The sequence below is a fragment of the Flavitalea sp. genome (assembly GCF_035489435.1).
GTDB lineage: Bacteria > Bacteroidota > Bacteroidia > Chitinophagales > Chitinophagaceae > DATHKG01.
Window position 1 is genome coordinate 42,877 of the sequence record NZ_DATHKG010000103.1, and the last position, 22,691, is coordinate 65,567.

Below are 22,691 nucleotides of genomic sequence, written 5' to 3' on the forward strand. Positions count from 1 at the left end.
TTTTATTTGCTTTGACAGGATTAGGTTAATACTTATAATTTACCGGTTGCTTTTAGATAATCAATCTTTGCGATAACTGCATCATACATAGCTGAGAAATAATTATTCTGTGCAATTTTCAAATCGCTTTCGGCAGTAATGATTTCGAGGTTTGAGCCAAGGCCCTGCTCATATTTAATTTTAGTCTGGTTGTAAACCCTTTCTGCCAACTCCATATTCTTTCGTTGTTCATCGATTGTAACAACTGCACTGCGCATATTAATCTTTGCAGTTTCGATTTCATTGACAATATTATTCTTTGTATCTGCTACATTATTTTTAGTTTGAAGCAGCTCATACCTTGCTTTCTTTATTCTTGCATCTTTGGCAAAACCATCGAAAATGGGGATGTTTATACTAACCCCGATAAAAGCCGTTGCGAACCACGGATAACCATCACCTGATTTGAAATAGTTAAAATCTGTACGGTAGGCATTCCTGGTGTAATTACCAGTCAACGATACAGTCGGAATATATTGAGCCCGGTATCTCTTGATGTTGAATTCGCCTAGTTTCTGTGCAGTCTGAACAAGCTGGAATTCTTTCCTGTCTTCAAACTTAAAGCTACTCTCATCAAGCACATCTTTTTTTATCTGGTCCTCAGTCACTGAATCCGTGAGCGTCAGCTGGCTGTTAACAGGCATGCCCATCAGGTATTTCAAACCAACATAACCTGCCTCCACCTGGTTCCGTAACTTGATTTTTTCAGTCTGAAGATTTGATACATTTACATTAACCTTATCAATATCAAGATTTTCCGCAAAGCCGTTTTTATACAATGCCCTGGTATCTTCCAGTAATTTCTTGGCGCGATCAATATTCACATCAATCACTTCCATCTGCTTTTTAGACACGATCAGCGAATAATAGATCTTATAAACATTTGCTTTGATTAATTCATTTGTAACCTCAGCGTTTTGGCGGGCATAAGTCATCGCAGCCTTCCTGGCCTGCAGACCAACGAAAACCTGCCCGTCAAATAACATCTGGGTTGCATTTACTCCATAATTCCCGCTCCATTTTGTACCAAACTGAACAGGTATAAATGTTCCGGCAGGCTGACCAGCAAGTTCACCCGGCAACAGGTTTACGGGAATTTTCAGGAAGTCTGTCAGTCCAACGCTTCCTGTTACCTGCGGATAAGCCGCAGATGTAATCTCCCGGTTGGTCTGCTCCTGGATATTTATACCTATCAATGCATTTTTTACCTGGACATTATTTTTCATTGCATAGTCAACACTTTCTTTTGCTGATAATGCGAATGGTCCCAATGAATCTGCCTGTTGCTGTTGTGCTGATAGTTTCTCACTGGAAACGGCTGCTAAAAGCAGCAGCGTCAATAACTTACTTATTTTTGTTAGCGGGTAAGGCTTCATAATGAGTCTCTTTTTTAGTTCTTTCTTCAATGTATTTTGTAATCAGTTTGTATCCCTTCAAGGTAGCTGAGCCGAAGAGAAATTGAAACAGCACTTCACGATGTAGTTGTACCAGGCTGGAATTTGTATCGCGGAAAGCCTCCTGGTTAAATACAACCATCATTGATTCGAGCCTGAATCTTGCTACAATCTCAATGTGCATTTCGGGACGGTAGAGCCCTTCTGAAACTCCCCTCTCCAGGTTTAGCTTTATGGTTTGGTAAAGGAACTTATCCTTGTGTTCAAGAAATCTTTTGAAAGTGCGTGGATGATAACGTTCGAGGTCAAACATGATGCCCGGATTCATGTTCTTAAATATCTTGTTCACCATGTCGAGGGCCAGGAAAATTTCCGCAATGGCGTTTGGGGCGTCAAGGCGGTCCTTTTCACAACACAAACTCGAAAATTCGATCACATCCGCTATTACCGCATCTACCAGTTCATCTTTATCAGAGAAATACTGGTAAATCGTCTTTTTTGACATACCGAGCTGACTTGCAATCTCATCCATCGTCACTGAACGGATCCCATATTTGTTAAAGAGCTCATCCGCTTTTTTCCGAATTCTTTCTTTCATTGCGGGGGCAAAACTATGGAAACTTTTTTCGTAACCAAAGTTTCCATACATATTTTTTCTGTTTTGATACTTGTCTCAATAAACGGTGGAAAATCTATATGAGTGGTAGCACCCTTTTCCATTTATCCCTTATTTATTCCCGAATAATACTTTGGTCCGCCATCTGAACGGTGTAATTTTGAGGCCAGAAGAAGTTGAAGCTTGCATGGCTACGGCCCAAAAACAATAAAAATGAAGGGATGAAAGCGAATTTAATTTTGAAAAACCTGTTTCAATACTTTTTGCAGGGATTAATAATCCTTGCACCTATTGCCATCACTGTCTGGACGGTTACTGTGTTATTCACTTTTGTAGACAGTATTCTGCCTGACCTGGTAAATAAATTGTTTCCCGCGTTGTTTCGTGGTTCTAACTTTAATCCACTTCGTATTCCGGGAATCGGGTTTGTGCTGGTTCTGGTCAGTGTTATTGTGGTGGGTTATATATCGTCTTCATTTATCATAGGCCGGCTGGTTTTGATTTTTGATAAGGTACTTGAAAGAACACCTGGCATCAAGGTAATCTATAGCACCGTTAAAGATTTTTTTGAAGCTTTTGCGGGGAATAAAAGAAAATTCACTAAATCGGTATTGGTTAACATACAGGCCAACGACACCTGGCAGATTGGCTTTGTAACACAACAGGAAGTAGAACAGTTCGGACTTATAGAATATGTGGCCGTTTACGTGCCAAAATCATATGCTTTCGCGGGTCAGTTGTACTTTGTAAAAAAAGAAAGTGTTCGGTTGCTCACAGACGTAAGTTCGGCTGAAGCGATGAAGTTCGCCATCTCTGGTGGTGTGACTGAATTTGAAGAGGATCATGTTCATCATGAAAAAATCTGAATGAAAGATGAGAAAGTGGTTGTTGGGATCATGCATGTTGCTGATAAGCATGAATGCATGGTGTTGGGGATTTTTTGGGCACAGGCATATTAATTATCACGCAATCTTCCTGCTGCCCCCGGAAATGTTGATTTTTTTTAAACAACATGCAGATTTTCTTACGGAACATGCAGTGGACCCGGATAAGCGACGTTATGCAGTAACGGCAGAGGCCCCAAGGCACTATATCGATATGGATCGTTATGGCAAGGCTCCTTACCCTGATCTGCCAAGAAAATGGAATGAGGCCGTTGGCAAATTTTCGGAGGACAGCCTCAATCAACACGGAATCGGACCCTGGTGGATACAGGTAATGATGGCAAGATTAACTAACTCATTCCGTGCTAAAGAAACTTCCAAAATTCTGCGTCTTTCAGCAGAACTTGGTCATTACCTTGCTGATCTTCATGTTCCACTGCATGCATCAAGCAACCACAATGGCCAGCATACAGGCCAGCATGGAATTCACGGTTTCTGGGAGTCAAGAATTCCTGAACTGCTCGCGGAAAAAAACTGGGATTTTTTTATTGGCCATGCAAGCTATATTAATGATCCCCTGGCCTATATCTGGGACAGGGTTATTGAAAGCGCAGCCGCAGCTGACACCGTCCTGAGATTTGAAAAAATGCTTTCTGCAAAATATCCTGCCGATCAGAAATTTTCTTATGAAGATAGAAACGGGTTTGTTATCCGGCAATACTCATCCGGTTATTCGCAGGCGTACAATACCATGCTGAACAACATGATTGAACGTAGGATGAAGTTATCCATATACGCAGTAGCCAGCTTTTGGTATACTGCCTGGGCGAATGCCGGCCAACCATCTCTTAAGGGTCTTACAGCAGCTTCTCCTGACGAAGCCACCTTAAAAGAATTCACAGAACTGAACCTTAGCTGGCAAAACGGCAACCCGAAAGGCAAAAACTGCGACTGATTAGAATCAAAAACTACGGTTTGGAATTTTTGCAGCCTATTGAATTCATTTGTGGCTGATAATAATTTCTTTTAATTGATAAGCAGTTAATTGCAAATAAATAAGCTGCATTGTCCTTAAAAGAATGGAATTAAATACTTTTGCATTCCTTTTACACCAATATATGTATACCAAGTGAACTTTATAACGCATAATTTCAATGCTGGCCCGAGTGTTTTGCCAGCAGAGGTTTTCCAGGAAGCCAGCAACGCCATATTGAATTTCAACGGCAGCGGTTTATCCATTCTTGAGATCGGTCACAGGACTCCCCTTTTTGAAAATGTAATGAACGATGCCAGGATGCTGGTCAGGGAACTTATGCAGCTGGATAACGATCACGAAGTGTTGTTTCTTCACGGCGGCGCCACCACCCAGTTTATGCAGATCCCATACAACCTGCTCAGTGAAAATGAAGTAGCAGCTTATACTGAAACTGATATATGGGGAACGAAGGGAATTAAAGAGGCAAAATTGTTCGGCCATGTTGAAGTTGTATGTAGCAGCAAAGAAGCGAATTTTAGCTATTTGCCCAAGCAGTTTACTGTTCCAAAAACAGCAAAATACCTGCATATTACCACGAACAACACCATTTATGGAACCCAATGGCAGGATCTGAATCCCTTTTATGAGTATGGTGTGCCGTTAGTAGCAGACATGAGCAGTGATATTTTCAGCCGCGTGATCGATTTCAACAATTTTGACATCATATATGCGGGTGCCCAGAAAAATATTGGTGCTGCCGGTGTAAATCTCGTTGTAGTAAACAAGAACATACTCGGACAAGTGGATAGAAAAATCCCCAGCATGATGGATTACCGGAATCATATCGAGAATGGTTCAATGCTGAATACTCCCCCGGTGTTTGCTGTATTCGTTTGTATGCTTACGCTGAAGTGGCTGAAAAAGATTGGTGGGGTTTCAGCTGTAGAACAGTTGAATAACCGTAAGGCTGCATTGCTTTATGATACACTTGATGCCAGTAAAATTTTCAAAACCAATGTAGCAAAAGAGGACCGCAGTAAAATGAATGCCTGTTTCGTGATGCCTGACCAGGAGCTCGAAAAGAAATTCATGGCGGCCTGCAAGGAAAATAATTTTTATGGAATAAAAGGTCACCGCTCGACAGGCGGATTCCGTATCTCCATGTACAATGCACTTCAGTATGAAAGTGTAATCGCATTGACAGACCTAATGAAGGAATTTGAACAAAAACATGGATAACTCCGCAAAGCAACTTTAATGACAACGATAGCACCATTCAAAGCACTCAGACCAAGACCGGAACTCGCAAAACAGGTTGCTTCCAGGCCTTATGATGTTTTAAATTCCAGGGAAGCCAAAGAAGAGGCTGCTGGTAATTCATATTCATTTCTACATATAACAAAATCAGAGATTGATTTACCTGAATCGGTCGATTCCCATAGCCAGGAAGTTTATGATAAGGCAAAAGAAAATCTCGCTGCATTTATGCAAAGAGACATTCTTTTCCGTGAAAGCAAATCATGTTATTATATTTATCAGCTGGTGATGAATGGGAAAAGCCAGACTGGCCTCGTATGTACCAGTTCGGTAGACGACTATGAAAACAACCTGATAAAAAAACATGAATTCACCCGTCCTGAAAAAGAGATGGACCGGATAAATCACATCCTGAATTCAGGGGCGCAGACAGGCAATGTTTTCCTCGCATATCGTAATCTTGATGAGCTGGATGAAATTATCGAAGGATGGAAATCAACACATGACCCGGTTTATAATTTTGTAGCTGCAGATGACATAACGCATACTATCTGGATCATTAATAATGATGAAAAGATCTCTGCGATTACTTCGCTTTTCGCCGAAAAAATTCCATCGACTTATATTGCTGATGGACACCATCGGGCCGCTTCCGCTGCCAAAGTGCGTGAATATAAAAAAGAAGCCACTGCTGTTGGTGGTAAGCAGGGAGCAGGGACTGATACAAACGCTGATTTTTTTCTGACAACACTGTTTCCATCGAATCAGCTTTATATAATGGACTATAACCGGGTGGTCAAAGATCTTTATGGCTTCAGCAAAGAAGATTTTATCGCCAGGCTGGAAGAGAAATTTGAAATCGTTCCACAATCATCTTCAGTAGCCCCTGCTAACCTGCATGATTTCGGAATGTACCTTGACGGTTCATGGTACCAGCTTACGGCGAGGCCAGGCACTTATAATGAAGATCCAATCGGAATCCTGGATGTCACTATTCTTTCCCAAAACATTCTTGATCCACTACTGGGTATAAAAGATCAGCGTACAGACACAAGAATTGATTTCGTGGGTGGTATACGCGGTCTTAACGAACTGGTAAAACGGGTTGATAACGGTGAAATGGCAGTGGCATTCAGCCTGCACCCGGTAACCATTCAACAGTTATTCGATATAGCTGACAGTGGCCAGGTGATGCCACCAAAAAGTACCTGGTTCGAGCCTAAACTGAGAGATGGTTTACTCACTCATCTTATTAGTGCTTAGTCAGTTACATCTCATATCGCAGCTTAATCCGGATTGCAATTTTAACTTCTGGACCGGGTGGCTGTTCATTCAATCACTTATCTTTGACGCGTATGAAATATAGCATCCTGGTTACTGGCCTCTTATTAATTATATCCGGCAACCTTAACGCCCAGCAACCAGATTCAACTTCGCCGGAAGGTAAGGCTAAGATTTTCCTTCGCCAGGGTGATTATACCAATGCGATCATGCTCCTTAACAGGGCCTCCGCATCAAATCCAAATGACCTGGAAATCCAGAAAGACCTGGCTTACGCGTATTATATGAAACGCGATTTTGTGAAAGGGCTTGAATTAGCAAAACCAATTGTGAAAAGAAAGGATGCTGATGTACAAAGCTTTCAGATCCTTGGGATGATGTTCAAAGCAATCGAGGAAAGAAAAGAATGTGAGAAGATGTACAAAGAAGGTCTGCGAAGATTCCCAAACAGCGGCGTACTTTATAATGAATATGGTGAGATGCTTTGGACCAAACAGGAGTTTGCCAATGCGGTGAAGCAATGGGAAAGAGGAATTTTATCTGAACCAAGCTACCCTGGTAACTATTATAATGCTGCGAAGTTTTACTATTTCTCGGCAGATAAAGTATGGGGTATTTTATATGGTGAGGTTTTTATCAATCTTGAAAGTTACAGCCAACGCACAACCGAAATCCAGACTCAACTCATCGACGGTTATAAAAAACTATTTACTGATCCGGATATCATGAAGAACCAACAACATCGTAGTGATTTTGCGAATGCGGTCCTTGAAAATATGAAGAAAAATGCAGGCCTGGTTGCGGGAGGCATTTCGGTAGAGTCTCTCAATAAACTTCGCAAAGCCTTTATAGCCGACTGGTTTCAAAAGGATGCAACACGATTCCCTTACCGCCTCTTCGCACATCAACAGCAATTGATTAAGGCGGGCATGTTCGATGCATACAATCAATGGGTATTCAGTGCCGCCAATGCCACCCAATACCAGCAATGGGCGGCCAATCATATTGAAGAGGTAAACAATTTCACCAACTTTCAGAAAAACAGGGTTTTTAAACTTCCCAAGGGTCAGTATTATCAAAAAATCAATTAGATTTTTTTTTCTTCCTTTCTACTCAGTTCCTGATATATCGTGTTGCCGGCAGATTTGATAAATTTTTGGTTGCTTCCTTCCAGATTCCAGTCGCCTGAGTCATGGGCACTGGCTCACACAACATATCTCATAATTCATAATTCATAACTCATATTTCTATTCACATATATTTACTAATTTCAAAGGGCTGCTGTAATTAAGTTTAAGTCGCGTAAGTTTAAGTCGCGACAAAGCAGGCCTGCTCACCAGTTTAATTTATTAACCTTGCGTATATGACTGAATTCCGACGATTGTTTGATTGCCTTCAGTTTCATTTAGAAAATGGTCCTATTCCAGATATGCTTGCTGCAAAGGAGAATGGAAAATGGGTGAAATACAGTACCCAGGATGTTAAAGATGCTGCAGACAAGCTGTCTGCAGGTTTGCTAAATTCAGGAATTACCTGTGGTGACATGAGCCCGGAAGGACGCGATAAAATCGCTATTATTTCCAAAAACCGACCCGAATGGATTATTACAGACCTTGCGGTTCAACAGATAGGTGCGGTATTGGTTCCGATTTATCCCACTATCAATGTGAATGAACTTGAATTTGTTTTACAGGATGCTGCAGCAAAGATTGTTTTTGTAAATGATGAAGAAACATTTCACAAAGTTCTCAGCATCAGGGACAAGGTTTCTTCTATCAAAGAAATCTACAGTTTCGAACATGTTGTGAATGCGAAATACTGGAAAGAACTGATGGAGAAAAGCAGTGTGGACACAATTGCCACAATTCCGGAAATCGCCAGCAGGATAGATTACAAAGATCTTGCTACCATCATTTATACCTCGGGCACAACCGGCAAACCAAAGGGAGTAATGTTATCTCATGAGAACATAGTTTCAAATGTCCTGGCCTGTATCCCCTGTCTTCCTCCAAAAAAGAATATGCGCGCACTCAGCTTCCTTCCGCTCAATCATATCTTTGAGCGAATGATAAGTTATTTCTACCTGTTCACGGGCACCTCCATCTATTATGCGGAAAACCTTGATACAATCGGAGATAATCTGAAAGAAGTGAAGCCTGATATCTTTACAACTGTTCCCCGTCTGCTTGAAAAAGTGTATGATAAAATCATGGCAAAAGGTTCAGAACTCACAGGCGTTAAGAAGAAGCTTTTCTTTTGGGCTCATGGTCTTGCTGCCAGGTACGACATCAATAAACCTTTGGGTGCTGTTTATAAGATGCAGCTTGCCCTCGCAAATAAACTCATTTTTAACAAGTGGCGTGAAGCACTTGGCAACAATCTCACCTGTATAGTAAGTGGTGGAGCGGCATGCCAGGTTAGACTAATACGAATTTTTACCGCTGCCAAAATCCCTATTCTTGAAGGCTATGGTCTTACAGAAACTTCACCGGTAATAAGCGTTAATCGTTATGAAGTACATAACCGGAAATTCGGCACGGTCGGGCCAGTGATCGACAATGTTGAAGTAAAGATTGCTGAGGATGGGGAAATCCTTTGTAAGGGGCCTAATGTTATGATAGGGTATTATAAACAACCAGAACTCACCGCCGAAAACGTAAAAGGCGGATGGTATTATACCGGTGATATTGGTATGATGATCGACGATAAGTTTCTTAAGATTACCGATCGCAAAAAAGAACTATTCAAAACCAGTGGTGGAAAATATGTAGCACCGCTACCGATTGAAAATAAGTTGAAGGAATCACGTTATATTGAACAAGTAATAGTTGTTGGCTCCGGGGAAAAATTTGTTGGCGCCCTTCTTATACCTTCTTTCTCCAATCTGAAAGAATGGGCCAGGGAACATGGAATTACGGATACATCGCACCAGGCATTGATCAACAATCAGAAGGTACTGGCCATGTATAAAGATTTGGTTGAATCGTTCAATAAATACTTCAATCATGTTGAACAGATCAAAAAATTTGAATTACTTCCAAATGAATGGAGCGTTGAGAGTGGCGAGATGACCCCGAAGATGAGCATCAAACGCAAAGTAGTTATGGAAAAATTCCGTGACGCGATTGACAGGATCTATGGGTGATTTCATTCCATACGTATAAATTGGCATAATCTACGAATCAATTGCATTTCGTTGGCTATCAGGGCCGTTTCTCATCCAACTTGTCACAAAATTGAACATGTTCCGTAGGTGCCCGACAGTTCATGTTCCTGAATTGTCAATTCATTCAAAAAAACGGTCATTACGCTTGTTCCCGCCTTTTTAAGTGTCTAAAAAGGCGGTAATTTGTCGCATTAATGACTCCGATAGTAAATTATAGCACATTGCTGAAAAGGCTGCCAAAATTTGCAGGTAACGAACCTCATCTTTTCTGGGCGGTTATACCTTTAATCGCCCTGTTGCTAAACATTTCTTTATTCGGTTTCAGGTTTTTCTCTTCCATTTCAGTCTTTCTTGTATCGGGATTTCTGGGATTTGTCTTCGGTACTTTTCTTTGGTACCTATTGAACAATATATCAGCGCTAACAAAAACCCATTTCGCAAGCGACAAATATCCCTACAAAAGAATGTTTACCACGATTTGTCTTTATGTAATTGTGACCACTCTCTCTTTAACCTTGATTCATTGGGTTTATGACAGCACGGGTTTTCTCGGATACGACTATGACGAAAAACGTTATCGCTGGTCACTGTTCATTGGTATAATCCTAAACGTGTTTGTTACTTTAGTGCTCGAAGGTGAAGCCGGGTTCCGAAACTGGAAAGCTACCATGATCGAAACCGAACAGCTGAAAAAAGAATACATGCAGAGTCAGTTGCTTGGATTAAAAAGCCAGGTTAACCCGCATTTCCTCTTCAATAGCCTAAACTCATTGTCGAGTCTTATCAGCGAAGACCAGGAAAAGGCCGAAAAATTTCTTGATGAGATGAGCAAAGTTTATCGTTACCTGCTTAGGAATACAGATGATCAGCTGGTGACCCTTGACACTGAACTGCAGTTTGTAAAATCATATTTTTTCCTGTTGAAGTCAAGATACAGTGATGGTATAGAGATCCACTTTGAAGTAAATGAATCTGATCTCGCCTTGACCCTTCCTCCACTAACTCTCCAGATGTTGGTTGAAGCTGCTTATAACCAGAATACTGTTAACAAAGACCGACCACTTCGCATCGAAATCAAGTCATTAAATAATGGCTGGCTGAGTGTAAAAAACAATATTGAGAAAAAGGTAGTAGATGAAGTGGCTGACCAGTCGGCCCTGGAAAATGTCGCAAATAAGTTCAGGCTTTTATGCCAGCAAAACATCATTGTGACAAAGACTGCAGATTATAATATTATTGAGTTACCACTGATTCGTCAATCTGAAAAATCAATTGTATGAATCCCTGGAAGCCAACAAAAATAGAATTCATTACATTCCTGTTGCTGGCACCGGTTCTTACGCTGCTTTTCAACATCATGTTATTTGGCGACAGGGTTTATAGTGATGGACTGATCTTAGCTTATTCTTTCCCGGTGACTTTTATCGACCTGTTTTTCTTCTGGTATTTTCATATCCTGGTCATGCATTGGTACCGGGTCAGATTACCAAGGTTGAATCAAACCCTACTAAGGCTTAGCCTGTTGACTATTACCCATATAATAATGTCCGTAACTACTTTCTGGGTATTATTTAAAGCATATGATTACAATCATTTCCTTGGTTTTACCTATGTACCAGGAACTATGAAAAGTGTTATATGGATGTCTATTTGTTTAACTCTTATCGCAACTACAACCTGGGAAGCTGAATATTTTTTGAGAAAATGGAAGGAAAGCCTTTCTGAGAAAGAACAATTTCAGCAGCTTGCCATCCAACATGAGTTTGATGCGCTAAAGAACCAGGTAAATCCGCATTTCCTTTTTAATTGTTTTAATACATTATCATCTCTTATAAGTGAAGACCCGCGAAGAGCAGAAAAGTTCCTGGATGAGTTGAGCAAAGTGTACAGGTATCTTTTACGAAACAATGAGGATGGATTAAGTACAGTTCAGAACGAACTCCGGTTTATTGAATCATACTACCGCCTGCTGAAAACGAGACATGGAGATGCTATCGAACTACAGCTTGAAGTGGACAAAAGATATGATCCATACCTGATCCCTTCGTTAAGTCTGCAATTACTTGTGGAGAACGCAGTAAAACACAACGTGGTTTCCAGGCAGCAGCCATTGGTGATAGATATTTTTGCCATGGTAGGTAACAAACTGGCGGTTAACAATAACTCACAGATCAAAGGAATAAAGGCTCCTTCAAATAAAGTTGGACTTGAAAATATCAGGCATAAATTTGAGTTGCTAAATCAGCCGGGCTTCCAGGTGATGGAAGATTCAAGAAATTTTACTGTAATACTTCCATTGATATGGAATGTAAATGCTGAAAAGAAACTATCAATCGCAAAGAACAAGACCAATCCCATAAATACCGGACCCTCAAAACCGAAAATTGAGTTATGAACATTTTAATAGTAGAAGACGAAGAACTTGCAGTAAAGAAATTACAGAAAACACTGGCCGCAGTAGATCCTGAAGCCAGTGTAGTGGCAATAACAGATAGTATTAAATCAACGGTTGAATGGCTGGAGGAAAACCCGTCACCTGATCTGATACTGATGGATATAGAACTTTCTGATGGTCAGAGTTTCGAAATCTTCAGCAGGGTTCAGTTGAAAAGTGCTGTAATTTTTACCACTTCCTATGATGAATATGCCTTGAAGGCTTTTAAGGTTAACAGCATTGATTATTTGTTAAAACCGGTTCAGAAAGAAGATCTCGAGGCAGCACTTAAAAAGTTTCATCAAATGAAAAAGATGTACAATGCTGAGCCAGCAGGAAAGGATATGAATGTGGAAAGCCTCATCAATGAGCTGCGCAATAAACTACAGCCTAAAGAGTATAGAAAAAGATTCCTGGTTAAAAATGCACAGAAGCTGGTATCTATCGAAGTTGAGGAAATCGCATTTTTTTTCAGCGATGGCCGCTTGAATTTTTTTAAGACTTACGACAACAAAAAATATGTTGTTGATTATACTATGGATGAGCTCGAAGAGATGCTTAGCCCCGAAAGATATTTTCGTATCAGCAGGTCATTTTATATAGCAGTTGACAGTGTTGATCAGATACATGATTATTTTGGAAACCGGCTTCTGCTTAATTTAAAACCCGAAGTGGATAAAGAAGCAATAGTTAGCCGTGAGAAAGTCAGTGATTTTAAAAAGTGGATGGGAAAATGATGCCGGCTTCATCCAAACATTGCCTCAGCAGTCTGAACAGCTTCAGGTTTTCCGACGTCGATGAGTTTGCTCCCGGTATGATCAAAACCAATAATAGGGTTAGAGACAGAGATTTCAAGATAAACATCAACAATCGAGAACTTACCTCTTTGAGATATCATCCCGAACAAACGCGGGCTGATGATATGAACGCCGCTAAATGCTTTTTCAACCAGGTTTCGTGTATCCCTGCTGATTTTTTCTTCCCCGGTAGTTACGTTTCTCCAGCCGCTTAACAAATTCATTTCATTAAAAAGAAAGTACCTGCTTGTTTTGCGCTTTGAAACTGCCAGTGTTGCAATTGCGTGCCCGGTTTTATGTGCATCTATCATCACCCCAAGATCCAGATCTGTAAGGATGTCAACATTCAGTGCAACAAAATCTTCCTGTCCCATGAGATGCGCAGCCTTGAGCAAACCTCCCCCGGTTTCGAGCACCTCGTTTCTTTCATCACTGATCCGGACTTCAGATCCCCATCCATTGGCATTTGCAATTGCTTCTTCAATCTGCTCCGCAAAATGATGGACATTTACGATGATATCTTTGATACCATATTTTTGAAGATATTCAACGTTTCTTTGAAGAAGAGATTTACCATTGATGATGGCCAGGGCCTTCGGATGTTTGTCGGTCCAGGGTTTAAACCTGGTTCCAAGACCAGCACAAAAAATAATGGCGCGCATATTATTGATTAATTTTCTTCAGCTATAACACAATGTTCTGTGGTATATCATTCTTGAACTCATAATCTGTGTTGTAATGCAGGCCACGACTTTCATGACGAAAGTTAGCACCCTTAACAATCAGGTAACTGACAGTAATCATATTCCTTAATTCACATAATTGCGGAGACAGTGTTGTTCTTTCATAAAGGTGTTGAGTTTCGTCCCATAAAAGATCCAGCCTTTTCATGGCCCTGCCCAGCCTGGTATCCGTTCTTACGATCCCGACATAATCACTCATCGTCTGCTGTACCTCTTTTAAACTTTGGGTTATCAGGATCATCTCCTTTGGTTCGGTTGTTCCGGAAGCATTCCAATCGGGGATTTGCCTGGTTACTTCAATTTCCGGAATTGGATTTTGTACAGAATCCATATAAGCCCGGTGTGCAAACACCATGGCTTCCAGCAAAGAGTTGCTTGCAAGCCGGTTAGCTCCATGGAGGCCTGTACTGGCACATTCACCTGCAGCATATAAGTTACTGATAGATGTTCTTCCCCACTCATCTGTCTTAATACCTCCGCAACTATAGTGTGCCGCCGGTGCTACCGGGATCAGATGTTGTGAAATATCGATGCCGATTGATTTGCACTTGTCATAAATATTGGGAAAGTGTTCAATAAATTTTTCAACTGGTATATGCCGCACGTCAAGGTATACATGTTCTGTTCCGCTGATCTTCATTTCGCTATCAATGGCCCTGGCGACGATATCGCGCGGAGCCAGATCTTTACGCGGGTCATATCTTTCCATAAAGGCCTGCCCTTTCACATTACGAAGAATACCACCATCACCCCTTACAGCTTCAGTGATAAGAAATGATTGCCCACGTACACCCGGTTCATAAAGAGCTGTAGGGTGAAACTGGATAAATTCCATATTCTCAATCCTTCCCTTTGCACGATACACCATCGCAACGCCGTCGCCCGTGGCGATGAGAGGATTAGTAGTAGACCTGTAAACCTGGCCATTGCCCCCGGTTGCGATCATTGTTATACGTGCAAGAATGGTTTCAATAGCATTTGTTTCTGTGTTCAGTGCATAAACGCCATAACACACAATATCCGGAGTAGATTTTGTGACCAGATAACCGAGATGGTGCTGGGTTATGAGATCAACAACAAAACAATGTTTAACGATTTCGATGTTCGGGTATTTCTCAACCGCATCGACCAATGCACGTTCCATTTCCTTACCCGTTACATCTTTATGATGCAGGATCCGGAACTCACTGTGTCCACCTTCTTTTCCAAGCTTATAATCCCCATCCGCCTCTTTGTCGAACCTTGTACCGAGCGAGATTAGTTCCTGTATCCTGTCAACGCCTTCCTTTACAACTATCTCTACAACCTTTTCATTGCAAAGACCGTCGCCGGCTATCAATGTATCTTCAATATGTTTGGAAAAACTATCATTGGTAAAGTCAGTCACTCCAGCTATTCCTCCCTGGGCATATTTCGTGTTCGTTTCATCGACCTGTGCCTTTGTTATGACCGTCACTTTTTTGTCTGGAAACTGCGTAGCCATTTTCATGGCATAAGTGAGACCCGCGATACCTGAACCAATGATTAAAAAATCTGTCTGCATGTTTTACTTAATTCCCTTTCTTAATATTCAATTGTGTATGAAAATTTCTCCGGCGTTTCGATCATCTCTAACAAATTATATTTCATGGTAACAGTCTTTTTGTCTTCAGATAATTTGATCAATGGATTATCTGTTTTTTTCACCGGTCTTGGAAACTTTATCGTGGTCGTATATAAAATTTCCATACCGGATGATGAAAGCTGTTTCATTTGTTCCATTTCCGGGTTCTCCATCAGTTTTTTAAATTTTTCCTGGTTTGCTTTACGGCTTATCAGTCCATTTTTTACAACAACGTCAAAAATGCCGTTAAGCTGATCCATCTGGTTGCTCTTTGGTTGAGCGGGCATATCGGCAGCACTGCTATCGCCACCTTTGTCAAATATTGCTTTGAATGCTTCACCGATACCTGTACCACTGTTGCCCATTCCAGACATCAGCTTCTGCAAATTATCATAACCTGTATATGGAAGATCAACATTCAACTTCATGACCTTTTCTTTCATGTCCATCTGGAGATGCAGTTTGCCATTTTTCAGGAGCGCTTTCTGATCGGCAGTCATATCTTTGGCTGAATCCATCAGCGACTTCATCATGATGGTTGTGTCGATTGGTCTGTCCAGCCCTTCTTTTGCCAGTTCTTCTTCACCACCCATAGTCTGGAGCATTTCGAGGAGCTGGCTCATATCCATTTTTGTAACAAAGGATCCGGATCCATTTTCATTTATCACAATTTCCTCGTTCACTTCGTAACAGCTCACAAAAAGTACGGAGAGCAAGGTTACCAGGATCAATTTCAAATTCTTCATATAAAATCAATATTTGGGTCTAAATTAATCCAAAAGAGCGAATACGGTATTCATTTGCGCCATAGTCAATTGATTTAACAATCCGGAGTCAGCTTGGTTTCTTTATCTCAATATTAAAAGCAATCAATTATACCAGGTCGTCATTCTGATTTACCAGGTCTCCTTTCCGATTTATCAGGTCGTCATTCTGATACTTCTGCCCGGTACCAGGTATTAAATGTTTTAGAACGCCTTGGTTCGAGCAGGATCAGACCGAGGCCATTGTTGAAGTTATCGGGAGCTCCGCTGAGATTTTCAATTGCAATGCTGTCGCGATGTTTCGGGGTAAATACCTGTAGAAATGGATATGCATCCGATGCAAAAAATGATACGGTAAGCTTATTTAATGGATTATATATAGCGCAACAGGGAAGGCCGGGTTCTGTATTCAGGACATAACAATTATCAATTTCCCTGTCTCCAAGCCGGTGCGGCACCTGGAAAGAGGGTTCTTCCAACACTTCGCCTGTTGGTACCAGCCGATCATCAAATTCGAGCATGGCGGCCGAACCGAACTGTAAAATATAGTCATCTACCTTACCACCGAGGTTAAAATACGGGTGCCAGCCATCCGTAACGGGAATCGTTGAATCATCGAGATTAGTTATTGTGGTTTCCAGTTGTAATACATTTCCCGGTTGAAGCATATACCTGGTTTCGCAGATATAGTCGAATGGATAACCCTCATCTTCTTTTTTATAATGATATCTTAATGTGATGGAAGCCATATTATCGTCCGAAAATTCATCCGATACATTAAAGGCTTTATTGTAAAGCAGTCCATGAATAGCTGATCCATCCTTGAATTTGGTTTTAAACTCGTAGTTTTTGCCTTCGAATGACCATTTACCTTCAGCTATCCTGCAGGCGAATGGTGATAATTTACAACTCTTGTAAGAAAGTGCGAGAAATCCATTTAACTCTGTTTCGTCTTTATAATTATCAATGATGTTCAGCCTGGTATCCTGCACGCTGATAACAAATTCATGGATTAGCCCACCCGCTCCGGGCATTATGGTCACATAGGTTTCCGTTTTATGATCTTTTAACCTGATTAAGGAAAAACCATTCTCAACAACCCTTTCAACTGTAAAATTCATGATAGCAAGTTATTGAAAATGAATATTTTTATGCGGCCAAATTTAGAAAATTCATAAATCTCATTTAACGGTTGAAATGGTAAAGAGTATAGAGTTGTTGTTCCGCGAAAAGTATGGGAAGCAGCCAATTATTGTAGCGGCTCCCGGGCGTGTGAATCTCATTGGTGAACACACAGATTATAACCAGGGTTTTGTTCTGCCTGGTGCGGTTGATAAGAAGATTTACATGGGTATTGCTGAAAACAATACGAAAACGGTCAATATTTATGCAAAACAGTTCGATAATTCATTCTCCTTTTCTTTAGATGATATAAGCCCGGTTAAAGGATGGCCAACCTACCTGCTGGGGGTAAGTTTTTATATGTTGCAGGCCGGAGCAAAGATTCGGGGAATGGATGTAGTGATCGACGGAGACATCCCGGTTGGCGCTGGAATGAGTTCATCGGCGGCATTATGTTCAGCATTTGGCACCGCCATCAACGAGATTTTTGAAAACGGTTTTTCAAAAATGCAGATCGCACTGATAGGGCAAAAAACTGAAAATCATTTTGCCGAACTGCAATGCGGTATCATGGACCAGTTTGCAAGCATGCATGGCAAAGCCGGTAATGTTATGAAACTGGATTGCAGTAACCTTGAATTTGAATATATCCCATTTGATTTTCCAGATTATAAAATTGTGCTCGTCAACAGCATGGTTAGTCATAGCCTGGCTTCTACTGAATACAATACCCGGAGACAACAATGCGAGGAAGGTGTAAGGATCCTGCAGGGAATACTTGATAAAAATATTCATTCTTTACGTGATGTCACTATTGCTGAACTCGAAGCAAACAAAGAAAAGTTGAGCGAGGTTGTCTACCGGAGATGTTCTTATATTCTTAATGAGAATCAACGACTGTTGAGCGGATGTGAACTTTTAAATAAAAACGATCTTACAGGATTTGGTAAGCTTATGTTTCAATCACATGAAGGACTGAGTAAGTGGTATGAAGTCAGTTGCCCGGAACTTGATTTCCTGGAGGGAAAAGCGGCCGGATTTAAAGGCATAGCCGGTGCACGAATGATGGGTGGAGGTTTTGGTGGTTGTACAATTAACATAGTTCCTGTATCTCTCCTGGATGAATTTAACGAGTCTATGACTACCGCCTATGAACGTGAGTATGCGAAAAAACCGGAAATTTATATTACCCAACTGGATAACGGTGCAGCTATTATTAACAGGTGATCATAAACCGGATTTTAAAATCAGACCGGTTTATAAAATCAGACCGGCTTATAAAGATTATTACGGATTGCATAAATCACCAGACCAATAGAGTTTTTGACGTTCATCTTTTCCTGAATCTTAAGTCGATATCCTTCTACCGTGCGGATACTCAGGAATAATTTGTCAGCTATTTCTTTGTTTGTTAATTCCTGGCAGATGAGGCGCACAATTTCAAGTTCTCTTTCACTAAACTCAATCTTTTTTGTTTTTTTATAAGGATTGAATTTGCTTTTTGCGATCATCTGTGCAAGTCTTGCCGATGTATGTTTACAGTAGTACGGTTCTTCCTGGTAAACTGTTCTGATTGCTTCTGCCACTTCATGTTTGTCTGCATTTTTCAGGAGATAACCTCTAGCCCCGGCCTCAAGCATATCAATAATCAAATCTTCTTCGTCGAACATTGAGAGACCGATCACGCCGACATCCGGCATTTGCTCAAGTAATATTTTAGTCGCCTCAATGCCATCCATTCTTGGCATCTTTATATCAGTTATTACAACATCCGGTTTCAGGGTCTGAACCAGGTCTATCAATTCCTTGCCATCACCTGCTTCACCTAATAACTGAATATCATCCTGCCTGCTGATCATAAGTTTAAATCCATCACGGAAGATTTCATGATCATCAGCAATTACAATTTTGATGTTACCTAAGGTTTTTGTCATGTCGGTTGTTCGTGAACTGATACAAATATAGATCAGTTTTTGATCATGATTTTTTTCATGTCGGATTATGCATCAGGATGCATTTTTGAATGCAAGGTTTTTAATCAGGCCGGAACTTCAAAAAGATAGCGGGTACCCCCTCCTTTTTCTGATGAATAAGAAAATTCACCGCCCATTACTTCGGTGCGGCTTTGTAAATTCAGTAAGCCAAGTCCGCCGGCAAGCTTGGTTTTTTGTTCATAGTTAAAGCCTATACCATCGTCATCTGTTCTTAATACTACAAGGTTCTTTTCCCGGGAAAATATAAGACGTAGATTTTGGGCCTGGGCATGTTTAAGGGTATTATGAATGATCTCCTGTATGATGCGGTACATGTTGATTTCCTTATCCTGGCTAAGGACAACACTATCAGGGTATTCAAGTGTAATATGCAACGGATGAACATCTTTGATCCTGGAGATTGAATCTTCTATTGCTACTTTGAGACCCTTGCGCAAGAGGGTATTTGGCATCAGGTTGTTGGAAATTTCCCGCAACTTCTGGATGATATCATCAATATGTCCGCTCGACTTGTTAATGAGCGCCATATCGTGTGGATCCTGTGAATCGAGATTGGTGATCTGGAGTTTGACGGCTGAAAGCAGTGGACCGAGTTCGTCATGGAGATCTGAAGCAATTCTTCGGCGTTCGTTTTCGAGTGTGGTTATTTCGGCCAGGATCTTTGCCTTATGAAGATGAAGATTTCTTCGCTGATGCCTGATGATAGTAACCAGGAAATATGAGATAACAATAGCAAGTAAACCTGCTACTATCTCAATGGCTGTAAAAAAATCTTCTTCCTTGGTATCCATAGAATGATGTAGGCATATAGAAGATTAGCAAATAGATTTACATACTTCTGGAGTGCAAAAATACTGATAACAAACTCGAAATTCTGACTCTTTTCAAGGGCATACAAATAGAAGGTTTCCAATGTAAACTTATACGAAAAGAAGAAAATAACGCCAATACAAAGCATGAATTTGGCGTTGGTAATAAAGCTTCTTCTTTCATGCACTATCAGCTTGTTAATCTGGTCGATGGCCAGTATAACAAGCAAAACTGAATAGCTGATCCGGTAAATGGAACTTAATTCATGTATATTTTTATGAATGAAAAAATTATCAATGACCCACAAGACTGTGATTGCAACCTGTATTAGATAAAACAGCCATTCCCTTCGCTGAAATGAACCCCATTTTCTGAATTGCCAGGTAAACAACAATCCTTCAAACAATACATAAACATTGGAAGGCCACAGTGTGCCCGAACTTTTTTGAACAAAAGAAGCTACAATCTCAGTTATTAAAGCAACCCAGCAGATATAAATAAGGGGGTAATAAGAATTTTGTATAACACGAAATCTTATTACCCCCAATACCGCTGCAATGAGAATGCTATAGGTAGAAAAAATCGATAGAATTTCCTGGAACATAGGCTGGCACCGGTATTATCTCATCAGTATTATGGCAAAGGACTAGAATCTCCGAATGGCGGGCAACGTTGGCTGTCTTCAACAATTACCCCGTCTTCTTCTGATCCCCTTGAAGTTACTGCCATTTTCAATGCAACCCGAGAAGCTTCTGTTACAGCAGATCTTGCCCACATGTTGCTGCCATCACTGGCTACGCCAACCAAAACAGCTACAATCAAAGGAATAGTTTCGCCTTTGACGTCCTGTTGTTTGAGTCCATAATGAATCCTGATACCCACACAACCATCCTGCGCGAGAATTGCAAGAATACTTTTCTCATTAAAAGCTTCCGAAGTTGGTAAAACACCGAATTCTTTTTGCAATCGCTCAAACTGTGGATTAAGCAATTTTGGTTGCATTTCACGGTAAGCAGTGATTAATTTACGGGCTTCCTCACGATCGATAAAATGATTAATTCTTTCCAGAGAAGGATTTGAGTCCATGACAGTAATTTTAAAGGTGAAAAATCAAACGATGTTAAAATTATGGGATGGAAGAATCTAAATCATGAGTAGAAATACTGAATTATGTATAGATATTTGTTATAATACGAACTCAGGCCAATCCGATCTGCACTTCGGTAAGATTACATTCATCCCTGGAGAAATCCACATTTATATAAGCCTCCCTGCAGATATCATTCATAGCCAGTTTGTCAATGCCCACTTTCTCCATCAGCTTTCCATAAGTCTGTTTGAGATCGCTCCAGGCTCCTTCATGTAAAACTGACAAACATTTAAAAGAATCCAACTCTTTAAAAAGAAACTTGCTGTTTGTTTCAGGGATACCCGACACAGGAATCGCTATCTCGAGTTTAAAAATGGTTTCAGGCACACCATCGGCGCCATAATAAAACCAATATACCGGGCCTGTGACTAACAAATGTTGCCTGGCTGCCTCTGAATACAGATCCCTGGCCACTGTGCCGATCTTATCGTGAAGAGATAGCAGGCTTGTTTGAAAAGTACAATACAAAACATTCATTGCGGGATAAGTTCGTACTTGCATAATTTATCTTTTGAACAAAGAAACACTGCTCCACTGACAACAGTATGTCAGTAGCAGGATGATAAATATTTATTCTGAAAGATTTATGGGTATTATACCAGGGTAGTCTGAAATCATAAATATACAAATGCAAATGCGGAATTGCACAAGAAACTACTACAATAGCAAGGCCTCTTCACTGTAGTGGTCTCTCAGTTCATCGGTATACCTGACCATTTTTTCGTGTAATGAGTCTGGTGATACAATGGAAACGGCATTTGTATAAGAGATCAGCCAGCGGCCAAAACTTTCCAGGCAGGCTGTAAGAAATCTCATCTTTATCTTATCATCGGTTTCCTCTTCGGAAACAAAACCAAAATAATATTTGTAACTTTTTATCTGCTTGGCCACATCTTTATCAAAGATCACGATGGCTTCATGCAATTGAGCCTGGCTTTGAATCTGGTCAATGTACTCTTTAAGAGATGGATGTAAGCTTCCGTCAAAACATTCCTCCGTAATAGTTAGCGCACTGATCTTATCAACCCTAAAATCGCGATAGTCTTTACGTAATGCACACCAGGCGATCAGGTGCCAGCTATTACCATAATAGTACAAACCAATTGGCTGAATAAGTCTTGTAGTAAGTTCATCTTTATAGGTAGAGAGATAAGAGATTTTCACACATCTTTTATTGACAATAGCGTGTTGAATATTCGAAAGATGTTGTTGTCCGAATTCTTCTCCCAGAGCCAATTTCCGCTCATTGATATGTATGTGAGAAGTCAGTTGGTCCACATAGTCTTTGTCTGAACCACGTAATACGGCCTTGATCTTAAAGAGTGCTCCGTCAAAATGTTTACGTATGGAGAGATCTGTAAATTGCTCGGTGAGTTTTGCCCCCATGATCAGTGCACTTGCCTCTTCGCGCGTGAACATAACCGGTGGTAACCTGTATCCTTCCATTACCGAATAACCAATACCTGCCTCACCAATAACGGGCACACCGGATTCTTCGAGGGCTTTTACATCACGGTAAACAGTACGGAGACTTATGTTGAACCTGTCCGCAATATCCTGAGCGGTGACCTTCTTTTTAGATTGAAGATGTGTAAGAATAGCATGTAAACGGTCAATGCGGTTCATGTTTGTCTATTATAAAGTCAATAAGAATAAATGAA

General features: G+C 40.7%; 22 protein-coding genes. 10 read left to right on the plus strand and 12 right to left on the minus strand.

The genetic code is table 11. From position 1 onward, the window contains the following. Nucleotides 1-32 precede the first annotated feature (32 nt). Together VK664_RS16965 and VK664_RS16970 are read right to left on the minus strand one after the other, a co-directional pair. On the minus strand, nt 33-1,415 hold the full coding sequence (locus VK664_RS16965; protein ID WP_461399879.1) for a TolC family protein: 1,383 nt from the start codon (nt 1,413-1,415) through the stop codon (nt 33-35). Beyond that, nucleotides 1,384-2,082: a TetR/AcrR family transcriptional regulator gene (locus tag VK664_RS16970; protein WP_461399880.1), complete on the minus strand. Its 699-nt coding sequence runs from the start codon at nt 2,080-2,082 to the stop codon at nt 1,384-1,386. The genes VK664_RS16965 and VK664_RS16970 overlap by 32 nt, the downstream gene beginning before the upstream one ends. A gap of 188 nt (nt 2,083-2,270) precedes the next feature. Between VK664_RS16970 and VK664_RS16975 the strand changes: the two genes are divergently transcribed. The 9 genes from VK664_RS16975 to VK664_RS17015 all read left to right on the plus strand — a co-directional run bounded on the left by VK664_RS16975 (nt 2,271) and on the right by VK664_RS17015 (nt 12,784). Continuing rightward, on the plus strand, nt 2,271-2,915 hold the full coding sequence (locus VK664_RS16975; RefSeq protein WP_461399881.1) for a DUF502 domain-containing protein: 645 nt from the start codon (nt 2,271-2,273) through the stop codon (nt 2,913-2,915). A gap of 7 nt (nt 2,916-2,922) precedes the next feature. Beyond that, complete coding sequence (locus VK664_RS16980) at nt 2,923-3,888, plus strand: zinc dependent phospholipase C family protein (protein ID WP_461399882.1); 966 nt, start codon at nt 2,923-2,925, stop codon at nt 3,886-3,888. Between the two features lie 174 nt (nt 3,889-4,062). Continuing rightward, nucleotides 4,063-5,148, plus strand: coding sequence for a 3-phosphoserine/phosphohydroxythreonine transaminase (gene serC / locus VK664_RS16985; protein WP_461399883.1), 1,086 nt, complete (start codon nt 4,063-4,065; stop codon nt 5,146-5,148). Nucleotides 5,149-5,166: 18 nt separating this feature from the next. Then, entirely contained in the window at nt 5,167-6,429 is a 1,263-nt protein-coding gene (locus tag VK664_RS16990; protein ID WP_461399884.1) for a DUF1015 domain-containing protein, read from the plus strand. A gap of 92 nt (nt 6,430-6,521) precedes the next feature. Next, nucleotides 6,522-7,538, plus strand: a complete 1,017-nt coding sequence (locus VK664_RS16995; RefSeq protein WP_461399906.1) for a tetratricopeptide repeat protein — start codon at nt 6,522-6,524, stop codon at nt 7,536-7,538. Nucleotides 7,539-7,810: 272 nt separating this feature from the next. After that, nucleotides 7,811-9,592 carry an AMP-dependent synthetase/ligase gene (locus tag VK664_RS17000; protein WP_461399885.1) on the plus strand — a complete coding sequence of 594 codons (1,782 nt, stop codon included), beginning with the start codon at nt 7,811-7,813 and terminating at the stop codon, nt 9,590-9,592. Between the two features lie 215 nt (nt 9,593-9,807). Next, nucleotides 9,808-10,893 (plus strand): sensor histidine kinase, encoded by a 1,086-nt coding sequence (locus tag VK664_RS17005; RefSeq protein WP_461399886.1) that lies wholly within the window; start codon nt 9,808-9,810, stop codon nt 10,891-10,893. Continuing rightward, the gene (locus tag VK664_RS17010; RefSeq protein WP_461399887.1) at nt 10,890-12,008 is read left to right on the plus strand and encodes a sensor histidine kinase; all 1,119 of its coding nucleotides are present in this window, start codon (nt 10,890-10,892) and stop codon (nt 12,006-12,008) included. Before VK664_RS17005 ends, VK664_RS17010 begins: the two co-directional genes overlap by 4 nt. Then, entirely contained in the window at nt 12,005-12,784 is a 780-nt protein-coding gene (locus tag VK664_RS17015; protein ID WP_461399888.1) for a LytR/AlgR family response regulator transcription factor, read from the plus strand. The genes VK664_RS17010 and VK664_RS17015 overlap by 4 nt, the downstream gene beginning before the upstream one ends. A gap of 8 nt (nt 12,785-12,792) precedes the next feature. Here the strand turns inward: VK664_RS17015 and VK664_RS17020 are convergent, their stop codons facing one another. The 4 genes from VK664_RS17020 to VK664_RS17035 form a co-directional block, all read right to left on the minus strand. Further along, nucleotides 12,793-13,506, minus strand: coding sequence for a nucleotidyltransferase family protein (locus tag VK664_RS17020; protein WP_461399889.1), 714 nt, complete (start codon nt 13,504-13,506; stop codon nt 12,793-12,795). 22 nt (nt 13,507-13,528) lie between these two features. After that, nucleotides 13,529-15,130 (minus strand): L-aspartate oxidase, encoded by a 1,602-nt coding sequence (gene nadB / locus VK664_RS17025; RefSeq protein ID WP_461399890.1) that lies wholly within the window; start codon nt 15,128-15,130, stop codon nt 13,529-13,531. Nucleotides 15,131-15,150: 20 nt separating this feature from the next. Next, nucleotides 15,151-15,936: a hypothetical protein gene (locus VK664_RS17030; RefSeq protein ID WP_461399891.1), complete on the minus strand. Its 786-nt coding sequence runs from the start codon at nt 15,934-15,936 to the stop codon at nt 15,151-15,153. Between the two features lie 182 nt (nt 15,937-16,118). Beyond that, nucleotides 16,119-17,075, minus strand: a complete 957-nt coding sequence (locus VK664_RS17035) for an aldose epimerase family protein (RefSeq protein WP_461399892.1) — start codon at nt 17,073-17,075, stop codon at nt 16,119-16,121. Between the two features lie 76 nt (nt 17,076-17,151). On the opposite strand from VK664_RS17035, the gene galK reads away from it, so the two are divergent. Further along, on the plus strand, nt 17,152-18,303 hold the full coding sequence (galK, locus tag VK664_RS17040; protein WP_461399893.1) for a galactokinase: 1,152 nt from the start codon (nt 17,152-17,154) through the stop codon (nt 18,301-18,303). A 38-nt stretch (nt 18,304-18,341) separates the two neighbouring features. Here the strand turns inward: galK and VK664_RS17045 are convergent, their stop codons facing one another. The 6 genes from VK664_RS17045 to VK664_RS17070 all read right to left on the minus strand — a co-directional run bounded on the left by VK664_RS17045 (nt 18,342) and on the right by VK664_RS17070 (nt 22,656). Continuing rightward, entirely contained in the window at nt 18,342-19,010 is a 669-nt protein-coding gene (locus VK664_RS17045) for a response regulator (protein ID WP_461399894.1), read from the minus strand. A gap of 104 nt (nt 19,011-19,114) precedes the next feature. Continuing rightward, nucleotides 19,115-19,861 (minus strand): sensor histidine kinase, encoded by a 747-nt coding sequence (locus tag VK664_RS17050; RefSeq protein ID WP_461399895.1) that lies wholly within the window; start codon nt 19,859-19,861, stop codon nt 19,115-19,117. Continuing rightward, nucleotides 19,819-20,484: a hypothetical protein gene (locus VK664_RS17055; protein WP_461399896.1), complete on the minus strand. Its 666-nt coding sequence runs from the start codon at nt 20,482-20,484 to the stop codon at nt 19,819-19,821. Before VK664_RS17055 ends, VK664_RS17050 begins: the two co-directional genes overlap by 43 nt. A 29-nt stretch (nt 20,485-20,513) precedes the next feature. Continuing rightward, the gene (locus VK664_RS17060) at nt 20,514-20,966 is read right to left on the minus strand and encodes a hypothetical protein (RefSeq protein WP_461399897.1); all 453 of its coding nucleotides are present in this window, start codon (nt 20,964-20,966) and stop codon (nt 20,514-20,516) included. A gap of 112 nt (nt 20,967-21,078) precedes the next feature. Then, nucleotides 21,079-21,531, minus strand: coding sequence for a GyrI-like domain-containing protein (locus VK664_RS17065; RefSeq protein ID WP_461399898.1), 453 nt, complete (start codon nt 21,529-21,531; stop codon nt 21,079-21,081). Between the two features lie 156 nt (nt 21,532-21,687). Continuing rightward, nucleotides 21,688-22,656, minus strand: coding sequence for a helix-turn-helix transcriptional regulator (locus VK664_RS17070; RefSeq protein WP_461399899.1), 969 nt, complete (start codon nt 22,654-22,656; stop codon nt 21,688-21,690). Between the last annotated feature and the right edge of the window lie 35 nt (nt 22,657-22,691).